The sequence below is a fragment of the Tenacibaculum sp. A30 genome, assembly GCF_051200845.1.
Classification (GTDB): domain Bacteria; phylum Bacteroidota; class Bacteroidia; order Flavobacteriales; family Flavobacteriaceae; genus Polaribacter.
The window spans coordinates 2,710,006-2,724,771 of record NZ_CP195160.1; the positions used below are offsets into that span (position 1 = coordinate 2,710,006).

At 31.0% G+C, this 14,766-nt stretch carries 12 protein-coding genes and 1 pseudogene; 2 read left to right on the plus strand and 11 right to left on the minus strand.

The window, feature by feature from the left end; translation table 11 throughout:
• Positions 1-46: 46 nt before the first annotated feature.
• From ACR9ES_RS13060 to ACR9ES_RS13070, 3 genes and pseudogenes are all read right to left on the minus strand, one after another.
• Positions 47-709 carry an ABC transporter ATP-binding protein gene (locus ACR9ES_RS13060; RefSeq protein WP_274633574.1) on the minus strand — a complete coding sequence of 221 codons (663 nt, stop codon included), beginning with the start codon at positions 707-709 and terminating at the stop codon, positions 47-49.
• Between the two features lie 364 nt (positions 710-1,073).
• Positions 1,074-1,556, minus strand: a pseudogene (locus ACR9ES_RS13065) (DUF5916 domain-containing protein).
• Complete coding sequence (locus tag ACR9ES_RS13070; protein WP_435254496.1) at positions 1,537-1,929, minus strand: carbohydrate binding family 9 domain-containing protein; 393 nt, start codon at positions 1,927-1,929, stop codon at positions 1,537-1,539. Before ACR9ES_RS13070 ends, ACR9ES_RS13065 begins: the two are co-directional and overlap by 20 nt.
• A 408-nt stretch (positions 1,930-2,337) precedes the next feature.
• On the opposite strand from ACR9ES_RS13070, the gene sucC reads away from it, so the two are divergent.
• On the plus strand, positions 2,338-3,534 hold the full coding sequence (gene sucC, locus ACR9ES_RS13075; RefSeq protein WP_274633576.1) for an ADP-forming succinate--CoA ligase subunit beta: 1,197 nt from the start codon (positions 2,338-2,340) through the stop codon (positions 3,532-3,534).
• Positions 3,535-3,617: 83 nt separating this feature from the next.
• Here the strand turns inward: sucC and ACR9ES_RS13080 are convergent, their stop codons facing one another.
• The 8 genes from ACR9ES_RS13080 to ACR9ES_RS13115 all read right to left on the minus strand — a co-directional run bounded on the left by ACR9ES_RS13080 (position 3,618) and on the right by ACR9ES_RS13115 (position 14,027).
• On the minus strand, positions 3,618-4,160 hold the full coding sequence (locus tag ACR9ES_RS13080) for a TlpA family protein disulfide reductase (protein ID WP_435254497.1): 543 nt from the start codon (positions 4,158-4,160) through the stop codon (positions 3,618-3,620).
• 463 nt (positions 4,161-4,623) lie between these two features.
• On the minus strand, positions 4,624-4,893 hold the full coding sequence (locus tag ACR9ES_RS13085; RefSeq protein ID WP_435254498.1) for a hypothetical protein: 270 nt from the start codon (positions 4,891-4,893) through the stop codon (positions 4,624-4,626).
• Between the two features lie 137 nt (positions 4,894-5,030).
• Positions 5,031-5,579, minus strand: coding sequence for a hypothetical protein (locus ACR9ES_RS13090; protein WP_435254499.1), 549 nt, complete (start codon positions 5,577-5,579; stop codon positions 5,031-5,033).
• A 52-nt stretch (positions 5,580-5,631) separates the two neighbouring features.
• Positions 5,632-7,032, minus strand: coding sequence for a hypothetical protein (locus ACR9ES_RS13095; RefSeq protein ID WP_435254500.1), 1,401 nt, complete (start codon positions 7,030-7,032; stop codon positions 5,632-5,634).
• Positions 7,033-7,313: 281 nt separating this feature from the next.
• Positions 7,314-9,302, minus strand: a complete 1,989-nt coding sequence (gene uvrB, locus ACR9ES_RS13100; protein ID WP_435254501.1) for an excinuclease ABC subunit UvrB — start codon at positions 9,300-9,302, stop codon at positions 7,314-7,316.
• Positions 9,303-9,368: 66 nt separating this feature from the next.
• Positions 9,369-12,224: a T9SS type B sorting domain-containing protein gene (locus ACR9ES_RS13105; protein WP_435254502.1), complete on the minus strand. Its 2,856-nt coding sequence runs from the start codon at positions 12,222-12,224 to the stop codon at positions 9,369-9,371.
• Between the two features lie 48 nt (positions 12,225-12,272).
• A complete protein-coding gene (locus ACR9ES_RS13110) occupies positions 12,273-13,121 on the minus strand; it encodes an ABC transporter permease (protein ID WP_435254503.1) in 849 nt (282 codons plus the stop codon).
• A gap of 9 nt (positions 13,122-13,130) precedes the next feature.
• Positions 13,131-14,027: an ABC transporter ATP-binding protein gene (locus ACR9ES_RS13115; protein ID WP_408035139.1), complete on the minus strand. Its 897-nt coding sequence runs from the start codon at positions 14,025-14,027 to the stop codon at positions 13,131-13,133.
• Between the two features lie 191 nt (positions 14,028-14,218).
• Here ACR9ES_RS13115 and ACR9ES_RS13120 point away from each other — a divergent pair, with 191 nt between their 5' ends.
• Positions 14,219-14,752 (plus strand): hypothetical protein, encoded by a 534-nt coding sequence (locus ACR9ES_RS13120; protein WP_435254504.1) that lies wholly within the window; start codon positions 14,219-14,221, stop codon positions 14,750-14,752.
• Positions 14,753-14,766: the final 14 nt, after the last annotated feature.

Below are 14,766 nucleotides of genomic sequence, written 5' to 3' on the forward strand. Positions count from 1 at the left end.
TTTGGTTGATTTTATAATAGGTAGGCAGAAACTTTAAAACGTTACACTATTCAACAATAATTCCGTCTTTCATGGTAAGTGTTCTATCGGCCATTTCTGCCAATTCTTTGTTGTGTGTAACTAACACAAAGGTTTGTCCAAACTCATCACGAAGTTTAAAAAATAATTCGTGTAAGTTTTTGGCTGAAGTAGAATCAAGGTTTCCTGATGGCTCATCAGCAAAAATAACGGAAGGTTCATTTATCAATGCTCTTGCAACAGCTACGCGTTGTTGTTCACCACCAGAAAGCTCATTAGGTTTGTGGTTTTCTCTGTGTGATAATCCTAAAAAAGCTAATAATTCTTTCGCTCTCTTTTCAGTTGAAGCTTTTGCTTTTCCTCCAATAAAAGCTGGGATACAAACATTTTCTAAGGCTGTAAATTCAGGTAGTAACTGATGGAATTGAAAAATAAACCCGATGTGTTTATTTCTGAAAGATGAAACTTCTTTATCGTTTAAATCTTTGATTGAAACTCCATTGACAAGTAATTCATAGTTTTTATCTTTTAAAGGTTTATCTAAGGTACCTAAAATTTGAAGCAAGGTAGTTTTTCCAGCTCCTGACGGACCAACAATAGCAACAATTTCTCCTTTTTTTATATGAAGATTTACTCCTTTTAAGATTTCAACATCTCCGTAGTGTCTATGAATATTTTTAGCAACAATCATGAGGTAATTTTCAAAGTAACGAATGTATAAAAAAGAAATCAGATAGACTTTATATAGACTCTAAGAAATAAGAGCCAAGAAACAAGACAAAAAAACATAAAATGAATGTTTTGGATTTACTTGTGTGATTTTATATAAGAGACTACCCAATTCAAATAATAAAGAAATTTCCTTTTTTTAATTATTAGCGTCCGATTAATTTATGTAAAATATACCTAAGCTCTATTTTTAAAGGGATTGAGGTGTTTAAGCTTTTAAATTATTTTTTGTCTGGTAATCGTATCAATGTCATTTGGTTATAAAATTCTTGTTTCTCTATTCTAACAGTGAAGCGGTCTATTTTCTTTTATCGGACGATAATGTTTTAAAATATATTTTTAATGTTGTTGTAATCGATAAAATACACCAATCGAACAGAAAAAGTATGTTGATGTTTCTCATCAAAAAGACGATCTAAATTTTTAAAGAAACTGTGTTTTGCATGACTGTTTGAACCAAAAATTGAGTTTCTGTAAAAAGCAATTAATTGACTACCAAGAGCAAATTGCCATTGGTAATTAAGGTCTAAATTCCAGCTATTAAAGTTTTTGTCATGATCTCCTTGATAGCTACTTTGAATTAGTTCTCCGTTAGTTTGATCTAAACTGTAAAATTGATTTTGATACGGAACTTTACTCCAGTTGTGTCTAAACGATAATGATACTGCCGATTTTGTGCTAAATGTGTATTAACCAGTTAAAGAGTTGTTGTATGAAGTCCAATTTCGTTGTCCGAAATAAATAGCAGTGTCATCGTTATTTACATACCCAAATTGATTTTCATACTTATTATAGTTTAAACCATAAATTAAAGAAAATTGATTGTTGAATCGGTATCTTCATCTCAACAACCCAAGAATCATCATTCATACTAATATCGCTTTCCCAAACAGCACTCCAATTAAAATCTTCGTTTCCGTTCGATACTTTCGAATCTGCTTGCGCACCAGAACTAGTAACTAAGAACTCAAAAGGGTTTTGTCCGTCGTCATTAGGGTTAATCGTAATTAAAAAGAAATCACTATTACCAATATTATCTCTGTTAGTAAACTCAGCTGGTATTTTTGATGGCTCAGGATCGTACATTTTAGCACTGATGTAAATAGCATCATCATTGTACACTAATTTAACCTCTGTTTTATGCGTATCGGGTTCTGGTTTACCATTATCAGGGCGCATCATCACAAAATTGTTTGCTATAGGAACATTTTTCCATGCAGCATCATCTAGTTTTCCATCAATTTTTGGAGGTGATTCTACACGTATTACATCTAGTTTCTTTCTGTTTTGGTTTACGGTTTGAGCGGCAGTTGTTTCTATGAAAAAGAAAAAAACAGCAATTAATGCTAAATTGTACGCATAGTTGATTAGAAATAGAATTAGTTGTTTAGCTAAATTATTGTGATTTAGGTTGTAAAATCACAAAATCATGTTAATTACAATAAAAACCTGTTAAAAAATGAACGTTACATTGTAAGTGTTAAAAAAATGTGAAAAAGAAAATTGATATTAATCATAAATTAAAGTACAAATTATAAGGTATTATAAATTGAATTTGTATTTTTGTTCGACTTTAAAAATTCATATCTAATGAACTTACACGAATATCAAGGTAAAGAAATATTAAACAGTTTTGGCGTTCGTATTCAACGTGGAATTGTTGCAAATACTCCAGAAGAAGCTGTTGAAGCAGCGAAGAAATTAACAGAAGAAACAGGTACTGGTTGGCACGTAATTAAGGCTCAAGTACACGCAGGTGGTCGTGGAAAAGGTGGAGGTGTTAAGTTAGCTAAAAACTTAGATGAGGTAAAAAGTATCGCTGATGACATTTTAGGAATGATGTTAGTAACTCCTCAAACTTCAGCAGAAGGTAAGTTAGTTAACCAAGTGTTAATTGCTGAGGATGTATATTATCCAGGTGATAGTGAGCCAGATGAATTTTATATGTCAGTTTTATTAAACCGTGCTACTGGTAGAAACATGATTATGTATTCTACTGAAGGAGGTATGGATATTGAAACTGTGGCAGAAGAAACTCCACACTTAATTTTTACTGAAGAAGTAGATCCAGCAACAGGTTTATTACCTTTCCAAGCTCGTAAAATTGCGTTTAACTTAGGGTTAAGTGGTGCAGCTTTTAAAGAAATGACAAAATTTGTTACTGCTTTATATACAGCATACGTAAAATCTGATTCATCTTTATTTGAAATTAACCCAGTATTAAAAACATCTGATGATAAAATCATGGCTGTTGATGCTAAGGTTACTTTAGATGATAACGCTTTATACCGTCACAAAGATTATGCAGAAATGCGTGATTTACGTGAAGAAAACCCAATTGAAGTTGAAGCGAATGCTGCAGGATTAAACTATGTAGATTTAGATGGTAACGTTGGATGCATGGTAAACGGAGCTGGTTTAGCAATGGGAACTATGGATTTAATTAAGCAAGCAGGTGGTGAGCCAGCTAACTTCTTAGATGTTGGTGGTACTGCTGATGCACAACGTGTTGAAACTGCTTTTGGAATCATTTTAAAAGATCCTAACGTAAAAGCTATCTTAGTAAACATTTTTGGAGGTATCGTTCGTTGTGATCGTGTGGCACAAGGTATTGTTGATGCTTACAAAAACATGGGTGACAAAATTAATGTGCCTATTATAGCTCGTTTACAAGGAACAAACGCTAAAGAAGCAAAAGAATTAATTGATAACAGCGGAATGGAAATTATCTCAGCTACTGAGTTCCAAGAAGCAGCTGATAAAGTACAAGAAGTTTTAAGCGCTTAAAACTTTTTAATTAATTCTTAGTAATATATTAAAAAACCTCACTGTTTAAAGTGAGGTTTTTTTGTTTGTTAAAACTATAGTAGTTATTTAGACGCTTTTTTAAGTATTTTCTTATATCTATATAAATCAACTTTTAGATTAGTTACATCTAAATAGTTAGAAGGAGGGTTTTTGTATTTTACTCCCTTAAAACTTTTAACTTTTCTCATTTTCTTGTCAAATATAAATGATTGCGGAACAAATTTAAATTGACTTAATTTTGATAACAAGGTTAGGTCAGAGTCAAAATAAAATTCAAAAGGCCAATTATTTTTCTTTATTATAGTTAAAGCATCTTTGATGTGTTTTCCTTTATCTATTGAAACTACAATTATTTTTACATTGTATTTATCTTTCCATTTATCATATTTTTTACTTAACTCATTTAATTTACTAATACAGGGTTTACAGTAAGATGCCCAGTACTCTAAAATAATGGGGGAGTTGTTATTTGTTAAATTACTTGATAAAAAGGATTTTCCATGAATATCTTTTAAAGTAGTTTTATAAGGGAATTTTACTAATTCTTGTGAATGTAAATGAATTGTTAGAAACAGTAATAAAATTATGGTAATTGCTTTTTTCATTTTTGAGTTAATTTGCTGATCTAATATAAAGAGATAATATTTACTGACTTTCGTGTTTAATCAACTATTGGAGTAGGGTCATCTTTTAAATAAGCATTAATTACTATAGAATCATTTTTCTTTAACTCTTAATTTTTCTATGTTTACACTTACTTTACCTATAAAACCTATTTCTATAGTATGTTTTCCTTGGCAATATTAAATGAATTTGTTTTTGTAAAATAAAGATTATTTATAATAATCAAAGGAGGGATCTTACCATAGGGTGCCCCCTTATCAAATGCATTTATGGTTATCCAATTTCCAAATGATTTAATTTTTTTATTTCATAACTGGAACTCGGTATTTTATTATTAATAGTATTTTTACTTGTATGACAACTCATTATAAGTATACAAGTAAATAAACAAATAAAATTACGGGTATTTAGTACTTTTTGCATTATTATTAATAAGTTATATTCTTAATCTATTATGTCATTATTTTTTAAATACGCCTTAATTATAATTGAATCTTTTTTCACAACTTTTACTTTATTTATTCTATTGTTTTTACTACCAACAAAATGAAATGAAATGTCAAATTCATTCTCTGGCTTTACGTCGAGTACTATTGGAGAAAAGTCGTTATTTTCATATTTAAAATTAACATACACATTGTTTATCTCCGCAAAACCTCCAATCTTTTCTTTAGAATTATAATCATAAGCTTGTAAAGTTAACGTAGTACTCATATTAGATTTTAATCTTTTTATACTGAAGAGTTCATCATTAACTAAAAACATTTTTTGAGGTCTTACAACAATAAAAACTTAGTAATAAACTAACACTTAGTACTTTTCGCACCACTTTTATTGAATCTTTTATTTTTTTACTCTATCCAAACCGAATTAGCACAAATAGTTTCCCATTCTCCATTTACTTTTTGTAGTAATTTAAACTCTCCTCCATATGTTTGAGTGGAATAATAGATAGCCATAGTATTATTTCTAAATAAAATAGGCATGGAAATAAATGAGGTTTTAAAGCGTGTCTTTTTTTTAGTGGTTTTATCTTTAAGATTAGGAAATAATTTATCTATTCTCTGAACAGAAACACTTTTGACTTTTTGTTTTAAAAAAGTCACTTCTTCTTTAGGTATTTTAACTGGAGAGTCAACACCATTGCTACATAAATAAAACTCTAAATATTCATTTTTCACATATGATTCTATAGGTATATTTCCTTCTTCTATAATTGTCTTATAATAAATATTCCCATTAGATTTTTTTAAAATATAACTTAAAACTTCATGCTCATTACTTACTTTATTGATTGTGCTCTTTTTTGAAGAACAACTAGTTATAAAAATTAAAACAGCTATTATTACAAAAATATTTAGTGTCTTTAGTACTACCGACCTTAATCTCATTTTTAACATATCTTTTGTTTTTTTATATTTTTAAAACTTAAATTAAAAGTATTATTACAAATTAACATTTAGTACTTTTCGCATTATTGTTTGCAAGTCTTTCATTTTTTATGATTTTTTCAATTTGTGTTTTATTTGATAGTGCTTGATAAGCACTTGAACTTTCTAAGCCTGCCCAAGATAAGGCTTTATAATAGTCCATAGGTTGTTGATGGTTATCGTAAGAAGAAAGAGAGTACGCTAAAGCTTCTACATACTGTCCCATAAACTCATGTTCTGTTAAATTAGAACTGTTATATTTACTGAAATACTTTTTTAACGTACTTGTCATCGTAGACCCTGGATTTTCTCTCATTATATAATGAATGTAGGCATGTAAACTTTCGTGTATAACAGTTTTAGCTATAAATAACTTTGTGGCATCTTTTACTAAGTCGGTATCTAACGTGATATCAAAACCTTTGGTGTTGCCACTTACACCAGAGCCTAATGTATTTAATTGCCCTACATTAAAAGTTAAGTTATAAGTTTGAGAATGGTCAAACAAATCTAAAATCGTTTGCGATAAATGTCCTTTTCCTTCTAAATCGGGTACTAAAGCGCCCTTCATGTCTTTTTTCTGTAATTCTTTTATAATTGTACTTACACAAGGATTTCTAGTATTATCTAAAATTTTTTCTACAGAGTGGTTGTTTAACCCGAGTGAAGGACCATGAGGGGCATCATAATGGGAATGATATGTTTGTGTATCGCCTCCATCACCTCCAGTATACTCATCTTCTATATATACGTATTCTACTGATGTTGATTCATATGAACTTAACATATATACAAAATTTCCATCGCCCCCTCCTTTATACCAATCTACATAATAATCGGTAACGACAAGTATATATCTACCCATATAAGGGGTTTTAGAAGCATAATTATTATGTATTTTGAGTTTGTTATCTATTTCACTAACTAATTCTCCTTTTTTATAGGCTTCTATTTTAATTGTTTCTCCTAAAAGATTATACTCCTGTATGGTACCAGTAAAAGTATTGGTTTGTATATAGGAAGCTTCTTCAACTTCTTTTTTAGAGTTAGCAACAAACTTTATAATGTTAAAAGAAAATTCGTTTAAAGATTTTTCTGTAGCAAGTACCTTGTACCTATAAAATAGGTTTTGTCCTTTATTAGGAGGAGTGCTTTTACCTGTAAGAAAAGTGTTAAATTCATATGTAATTACATTATTTAATTTATTATCAATCTTTATGTAATTATCCCAATCAACTACTAAATTGTTTTTTACAAATTCATCCTCAAAGTTCTCTAACGTGAATTGCTCTTGAATTTTAGCATTTTGTTGATTATCAATATCCATATTTTCATTTTCACAATTCCATAGCAACAGCGAAATTCCAAACAGGAAAACACCTAGTTTTAAAAGGTTTGTAATTTGTTTTTTTCCTTGTTCCATACTATTTATAGTTTTAAAATTAGTTATAATTTTTATTTAAAAGTAGTTGTTCATGGTTTTTTACACAATAAGGGTTTTCCCTAGTCGTTTTAAGTTCTTCTCAGGGGTATCCCTGAGTTTTCTTTAACATTTTTAGCGTAAAAACTTAATATACTGCTACTTGACTCCAAAGTAAAGCATAAAAAATTAGAAACAGGTAAGTCAGTGACCTACTTTTAGTAAGTCACTGACTTACTTTTAGTACGTCAATTGTACGGTTGTCAGTGGTTTATGTGTGAGGATTATAAGTTTTCTTTCAAAACTTCAATTTCATCTCGTAACTGAGCAGCTACTAAAAAGTCTAAAGCTTTGGCGGCTTCTTCCATTTGTTTACGTTTGTTGCGTATGCGTTTTTCTATTTCTTGTTTTGGTAAATATTCTAAATCTTGCTCAGCAGCTTTTTGGGTAGCATTGTCGTAATGATACGAAGTAATCGCATTTTTAGATAAAGTGTTGTCTATCTTTTTATTGATTTGTTTCGGAGTAATTCCGTGAGCAGTATTATAGTTGATTTGTTTTTCGCGTCTACGGTTGGTTTCGTCAATGGTGAGTTGCATACTGTTGGTAATTTTATCAGCATACATAATTGCTTTACCATTTACGTTACGTGCAGCACGTCCAACGGTTTGTGTTAACGAACGGTGCGAACGTAAAAAACCTTCTTTATCGGCATCTAAAATAGCGACTAAGGAAACCTCAGGAAGATCTAATCCTTCTCTTAGAAGGTTAACTCCGATGAGTACATCAAACAAGCCTTTACGTAAGTCTTGCATAATTTCTACACGTTCTAAGGTGTCAACATCAGAATGAATATAACGACAACGCACTTGAATACGGGTTAAATACTTTGCCAATTCTTCTGCCATACGTTTGGTAAGTGTGGTTACCAAAGTACGTTCGTCTTTTTCGATACGAATTTGAATTTCTTCAATTAAATCATCAATTTGATTCAAACTTGGTCGAACTTCAATTTCTGGATCTAACAATCCTGTAGGTCGAATCACTTGCTCTACAAATAAACCTTCAGTTTTTTGTAATTCGTAATCAGCTGGAGTTGCCGAAACATAAATCACTTGATTTTGCAGCGCTTCAAATTCTTCAAACTTTAACGGACGGTTATCCATAGCGGCTGGAAGACGGAATCCGTATTCTACTAAGTTTTCTTTTCGGCTTCTATCTCCACCGTACATCGCATGAACTTGCGGTACAGTTACGTGGCTTTCATCAATCACCATTAAATAATCATCAGGAAAGTAATCTAACAAACAGAAAGGTCGTGTGCCCGCTTCTCGTCCGTCTAAATAACGAGAATAGTTCTCAATTCCTGAACAATAGCCTAATTCGCGAATCATTTCTAAGTCGAATTCGGTACGTTCTTGCAAACGTTTCGCTTCTAAATGTTTCCCAATTTCTTTGAAGTAATCTACCTGTTTTACCATATCATCTTGAATTTGATGAATGGCATTTTGAAGCACATCAGGAGAGGTTACGAATAAGTTAGCAGGATAAATATTCAGTTTGTCTAACCGCGTAATAACTTCGTTAGTTTCAATATCGAAGGTTTCAATTTCTTCAATTTCATCCCCAAAAAAGTGAATTTTATATCCATTATCACCATAAGAAGGATAAATGGTAACGACATCACCTTTTACTTTGAAAGTTCCACTTTTTATTTCAACTTCGGTACGTGCATACAAACTTGTTACTAAACGATGTAAGAATTTAGTACGTGAAATTTGTTGGTCAACTTCAATAATAATCACATTCTTTTTGAATTCCGTAGGATTCCCAATACCATACAAACAAGACACTGAGGCTACCACCAATACATCTCGACGCCCAGAAAGTAGGGAGGAAGAGGTGCTAATTCGCAAACGCTCTATTTCATCGTTGATGGATAAATCTTTCTCAATATAGGTTCCAGTAACAGGAATATAGGCTTCAGGTTGATAGTAATCATAATACGAAACGAAATATTCCACAGCATTGTTTGGAAAGAACTGTTTGAACTCTGAATACAACTGAGCAGCTAAGGTTTTGTTATGAGCCAATACTAATGTAGGTCGATTTACTTCGGCTACAACATTGGCTATTGAAAACGTTTTACCAGAACCTGTAACACCTAAAAGTGTTTGGTACTTTTCATCGGCTAAAATTCCGTTAGCCAACTGTTTGATTGCTTGTGGTTGATCACCAGTAGGTTTAAATTCAGAGTTTAATTCAAAGTTCATTCAACAAAAATACGGATAGTTTTACTGAAAATCTATCCGTATTAATTGTAATTTATTTAGGAGTTTTTACTTTCTAAGTAAAGAAAAATGTCCTGTCTTTTTTCTAACCTTACCGTTTTTATCTATTAATTCTGCATTGTACCAATAATCATTTGTAGGTAGGGTAGAGCCATTGTAAACTCCGTCCCAACCAGGGTGATTTTTATCAGTAATTTCACTAATCAATTTCCCAAAACGATTAAAAATTTGAACTTTTAAAATATCGTAGTAATCGTTATTAACGCCTAATACTTTCCATGTGTCAAAATGACCATCTCCATTTGGAGTAAAATGACGTTGAAAGTATATGGTTGAAATTTGATCAGAAGATACAACGCCACACCCATTTCGATCTCTAACAGAAATAAAATTCAATCCAGGAGGAATATTGGTAAAGGTATATGTTAGGTTTTCGTCTCCTTTGACAAAATCACCAAAATTAGTGCTGTTCAGAGCATATTCATAATCTCCAATTCCATCTACAGTAATTTCTATTTTATTACTATCTGGATTGTCTTGGTCGTCCACAGATTTGATATTAACAATTAATGCTTGATTGGATTCTTTGACAAAAAAAGTGTTATATCCCATGGATGGGGTATTTATGTTAGGATACTTTCTGTATGCTTCAACTTTGTATTCACCTGCTGAATTAGCATTATAAATGGCTGAGGTTTCGTTTGGAATTAAATTACCATTTAAGTACCATTTATAAGTGTCTGTGGTGTTTCCAGTATCAGCATTTAAAGCTATAGTATGAGGTTGAGGGGTCAATCTGGGGTTGTCTACGCATAAAATTTCTTCGTTTAGATTTCCTTGTGGAATAGGGATTTTTTCTACAAGTATTTTAAAATTCCCAACAGTTTCACAAGATGTTGTTCCTTTGTTAGAAATCCTTACATAGACATCAGAATTATTAGTAAATAAATGATCTTCATAAGGAGGGAGAATTTGATTTGTTTGTAAAGAGGCGTCTTCTACAGTTCTGTAATATTGAAAATCGTGAGTAGTTTGCGATAAGGCTCCTCCAGAACTATTGATTATTTGTTGAGTTTTAACAGAGAAATCAAAAAAGCCATTATCTGTACCAATACTAAATTTAGCATCTGAATTTGAAGCATTTTGATCTAACTCACTAACATGTTCATCAGAGTAAAAATTTAATCCTGTAGGATTTACCTGTAAATCGATAACCTGAGTTTGATAACAGTTTGTAGTATTGTTTGTTACTTTTACTACTATTGAGTGATTTATAGCTACTGAATTAATATAGTTGTTTTTGTTAAGAGGTCTTGAAAAGTTATTGTCAGAGGCTTCAAAAAAGTCTATTGAAATATTAGAAGAATCATCAACTAAAGAAGCTTCTAAAAGCTCAAGGTTAAAGGTGGCAAATCCGTCATAAGGATTATCATCGAAGTCACATTGTATATAAGGTTGAATTGTATTAATAGTAGGTTTAGGTTCGAAAGTAACTTGAACTTTACCTGTATATGTTTTTTTACAATATGAATTAGACTCTATTTTAACTTCGTATAAACCGCTTCCAAAATTTGCGTTATCTACAGTTAGTGTTCTTGTGTTAGCTATTACTGTTCCGTCTTTTGACCATGTATAACTATCGTTTGGGTTATTAATTTCAGGAATTATCTCATAGCTATCTCCTATACAAAATACTTGATTTGTGTTACTTAATACAGCATTAGAGTCAGCATTCAATAACTTAACAGGAGCAAAAAATGATTGGATAAAAGGAGGTAAGCCCTGAGAGGTTCTTCCTCTTCCTAAATCAATAGCTACTGGTTTGTATGTAACGTTTTTTGCGCTTTCATCAGGGTTTTCAATGGCGCCTAAATATGACTTATCAGGAATAGAACTGTATATTTTTCCATCTGAAGCTAGTTGTAAAGCGCCTCTATACCCAGATCCTCTCCATATTTGAGCTTTTGTTTGCGCTACATCTTTATCAAGTAAGTCGAATTGGAGAATACTAAAGGTAAATGGAGGAACAAATAATGAAGCATAAAGTTTGGATGATTGTGGGGAAAATTCAACACCATAAGGTACTCCATCAACAGAAGGAGTAGTTAATGTTTCTCCTGATGAAGTAATTTTTCCAGTGACGTTATCAAAATCATACAATACCAAACGACCGTTTCCTGTATTTTGACTAGCTGTAAAGTCGGCCAAAGCTACTTTTGTTCCATCAGGCGATACTTTTAAATATCCTCTTTTATCTTGTAAAATATAAGAAGATTTAGAAATAACAGGATTCAAATGGTCTACACCGTTTTGATCAATTTTATAAGCATAAAAAGTGTCTTCTACAATAGATAGAACCCAAATTTCTGTACAGTCTTTTCCTTGTACAGCTGTAACTTTTTCAGACCATTCCCAATTTCTGTTGTCAGAAAGGCTCATAGGTCCCGCTATAATTTCACCTCCATTTCCTTGAGAAACATCAATAGTATAAAAGTTAAAACCAGGATTTCTTGGGTATCCAGAATTATTAGGGATATAATCGGTTCCTACAGTGAAAATATAGTATATGTTTTTATTTTCTGGAGCAGGTACAATTAAACCAGATTGAGAACTTGATGGATTTCCTTGTAAATTATTAGCAAGTTGCCCATTATAATATCTCATTAATTCGTGGTTTTTTGTCCATACTTTAATTCCATCAGAATAAAATAAAAGATTTCCGTCTTCATCTGAAATAGTAGAACAACCTTCTTCGGTATTTAATGCGCCATTTGTTAAAGCGATTGGAGTTCCATTAAAATCAATTCCAGCGTTGTTTCCAAAATACCAAACATTGGCTTCTTTTTGACTATAAATAGAAAGTGAGCTTATACACAGAAATACAAAAAGTAGTTGTTTTACCATTTAAATAAATTTTTATACAGATAAAACAGCTAAATTACATAAAACCCTCTATAAATCTCTTTTTTTTAACAAAGCGTATGATGAATAAATAAAAATAGCTGTCCAAATTAACACAATTGTTATGTTGAATAAGCTAACAGAATAGTCTTTAGTAAAGTTTTCTCCTATTTGACTTGCTACCGATTTTACAGCTCCTAATCTAGTAAAAGGTTCTTTAATTAAGTTAGCCATTGATTCTAAAGGAAAAAATTGCATGACACTGTTTACTGCTTCATCAGTTCCTGTTTTTACATCTCTAAAAGTCCAATACAAGTAGCCTTTAATTAAACTTTCAACAATTAACCAAACAATCATAGCTGCTACTGCAAATGCTGATCGCTTAATTAAAATTCCTAAAAATAAACCAAAAGAGAAAAAGCCTAATAGTTTTATGAAAAAAGCAACTAAGTAACCTAAATCTGAAAAAATAATAGACATTTCATTAAAATCTGAATAAATAGCCCCAAGAATCAATGAAACAATAAATACAAATAGAGTAGAAATAAAAGCAAAAGCAATAACAGTGTAGAATTTAGAAAGAATAAACTCTTTTTTACTTAAACCATCAATTAAATTTTGTTTTAACGTTTTATAGCTATACTCATTAGCCATCATAGAAACAATAACTAATAGTAAGAAAAATTTAAAAGTTGCAGCTATATAGGTATTAAAGTGCCAGATGTAAGGAAAATTGAAAATACCTTGTTCTGCTAAATGAAACTTAATCGGACCTATATCAAATTTTATTGCAGCAATTAAGGCAATAGATGTTAATAGGGCGAAATAAATAATTGAAAGAACTTTACTAGCTCTGTTATATTTTAATTTATGTAATTCTATATTTAAAAGTCGTAGCATGATGTAAGTTTATTGGTTGTTGGTAAGGTCTAAGAATTGTTGCTCTAAACTAGGTTTACGTTTTACTAAATGCGAAAGAGAAATTCCGTTGTCAAATAGAAATTTATTAATTTCTGAGGCAGACAATTCAGAAGATAAATTCGCAATTAAAACTCCATTTTCACTGTTAATAGTTCCTATTGAAGAGTGATTTTCTAAAAGTTGTTTAAGCTTGTTTTGATCTTCGGCTTGTAGCTCGAAAAATCCATTTGAAGCTGTCATTTCATCAACCCTACCACTGTATAATTTTACACCGTTTCTTATTACTACCACATGAGAACATACTTTTTCTACTTCATCAAGTAAGTGTGAGGCAAGTAAAATAGTCGTGCCGTTTTGAGCAATTTCTTTTATAATTTGACGAATCTCATGTATCCCCTGTGGATCTAGTCCGTTAGTAGGTTCGTCTAAGATTAATATTTCAGGATCGTTTAATAAGGCAGAAGCAATTGCTAAACGTTGTTTCATTCCTAGAGAGTAAGTTCTGAACTTGCTGTTTCTACGCTCGTAAAGGTTTACAATTTTTAATTTTTCTTCTATTTTATCATACGAAACACCCTTTATTTTACAGATAAGCTGTAAGTTTTGAACTGCCGACATGTAAGGATAAAAATTAGGACGCTCAATAATAGCGCCTACTTTTTTTAAAGCCTCATGAGTAGATAGTTTACCATCAAACCAACTAAAACTTCCTGAGGTTTTGTTAACTACATTTAAAATAATACCTAAAGTGGTTGATTTTCCACTTCCATTAGGACCTAATATTCCGTAAACATTTCCTTTTTGAATGTCAAAAGAGAGGTTGTTTACCGCATGAACTTTTCCGTATTTTTTATCGAGGTTTTGTATAGATAAAATTGTTTCCAAGCTTTTTTGATTTTGTTGATTATATGTATTTGACGACTCATTCAAATTATTGTTACAATGTATAAAAAAAGTAACAGAAAATAGTTTAAAAGGAAAACACGACTTTTTAGAAAGAAATAAAACCTATTCAGAAGTAAATTTAACTAGATGCTTTAAAACCAAGGTAGTTTTGCATGTCAAATTATATTATTATGAAAAAAATAAACTACTTATTAGCAATTATTTTAGCAACTGTTTTTTATGTAAGCTGTTCATCTGATGATGTTCAAGAAACACCAAATCAATTTATAATTGAAGGAAAAAATTATCCGATGGAATCAATTTTCGTAGAAAAATTCACTAAACATAGTAGAACTACTATATTGTTACATTTATTAAATATTACTGAACAAGATATAGAAGCTGCCCGAAACTCAGGTGTAGTTTTAACTGAGGTAGATTTCTTTTCAATTGCTGTTCGTGATGAAAATTTAACCTCAAAAACTTATACAACAAATAGTTTATGGTATGAGTTTATGACTGATGGAGAATTTTTAGGAGAATACGATAATGAACAATTACTAATGGAGTATGAAAATGGAGATGAAGTTACTTTAACTATAAATTCAATTAATGAAACTAATATTTCATTAGGTTTTAAAGTGAAAAGAGTTAACGGAAGTGTAGCAACAGGAAGTTATAAAGGAAAGTACAGTACTATTGAAGAATTATCAGGACCAAGATAGAAAAATAAATAGAT

Coding starts and splice junctions, on each gene's coding strand:
- ACR9ES_RS13080 (WP_435254497.1), bottom strand. CDS start 4,160: ATGAAAAAAGCAATTACCATAATTTTATTACTGTTTCTAACAATTCAT.
- ACR9ES_RS13090 (WP_435254499.1), bottom strand. CDS start 5,579: ATGTTAAAAATGAGATTAAGGTCGGTAGTACTAAAGACACTAAATATT.
- ACR9ES_RS13110 (WP_435254503.1), bottom strand. CDS start 13,121: ATGCTACGACTTTTAAATATAGAATTACATAAATTAAAATATAACAGA.
- ACR9ES_RS13070 (WP_435254496.1), bottom strand. CDS start 1,929: ATGATGCGCCCTGATAATGGTAAACCAGAACCCGATACGCATAAAACA.
- ACR9ES_RS13060 (WP_274633574.1), bottom strand. CDS start 709: ATGATTGTTGCTAAAAATATTCATAGACACTACGGAGATGTTGAAATC.
- ACR9ES_RS13095 (WP_435254500.1), bottom strand. CDS start 7,032: ATGGAACAAGGAAAAAAACAAATTACAAACCTTTTAAAACTAGGTGTT.
- uvrB (WP_435254501.1), bottom strand. CDS start 9,302: ATGAACTTTGAATTAAACTCTGAATTTAAACCTACTGGTGATCAACCA.
- sucC (WP_274633576.1), top strand. CDS start 2,338: ATGAACTTACACGAATATCAAGGTAAAGAAATATTAAACAGTTTTGGC.
- ACR9ES_RS13105 (WP_435254502.1), bottom strand. CDS start 12,224: ATGGTAAAACAACTACTTTTTGTATTTCTGTGTATAAGCTCACTTTCT.
- ACR9ES_RS13120 (WP_435254504.1), top strand. CDS start 14,219: ATGAAAAAAATAAACTACTTATTAGCAATTATTTTAGCAACTGTTTTT.
- ACR9ES_RS13085 (WP_435254498.1), bottom strand. CDS start 4,893: ATGAGTACTACGTTAACTTTACAAGCTTATGATTATAATTCTAAAGAA.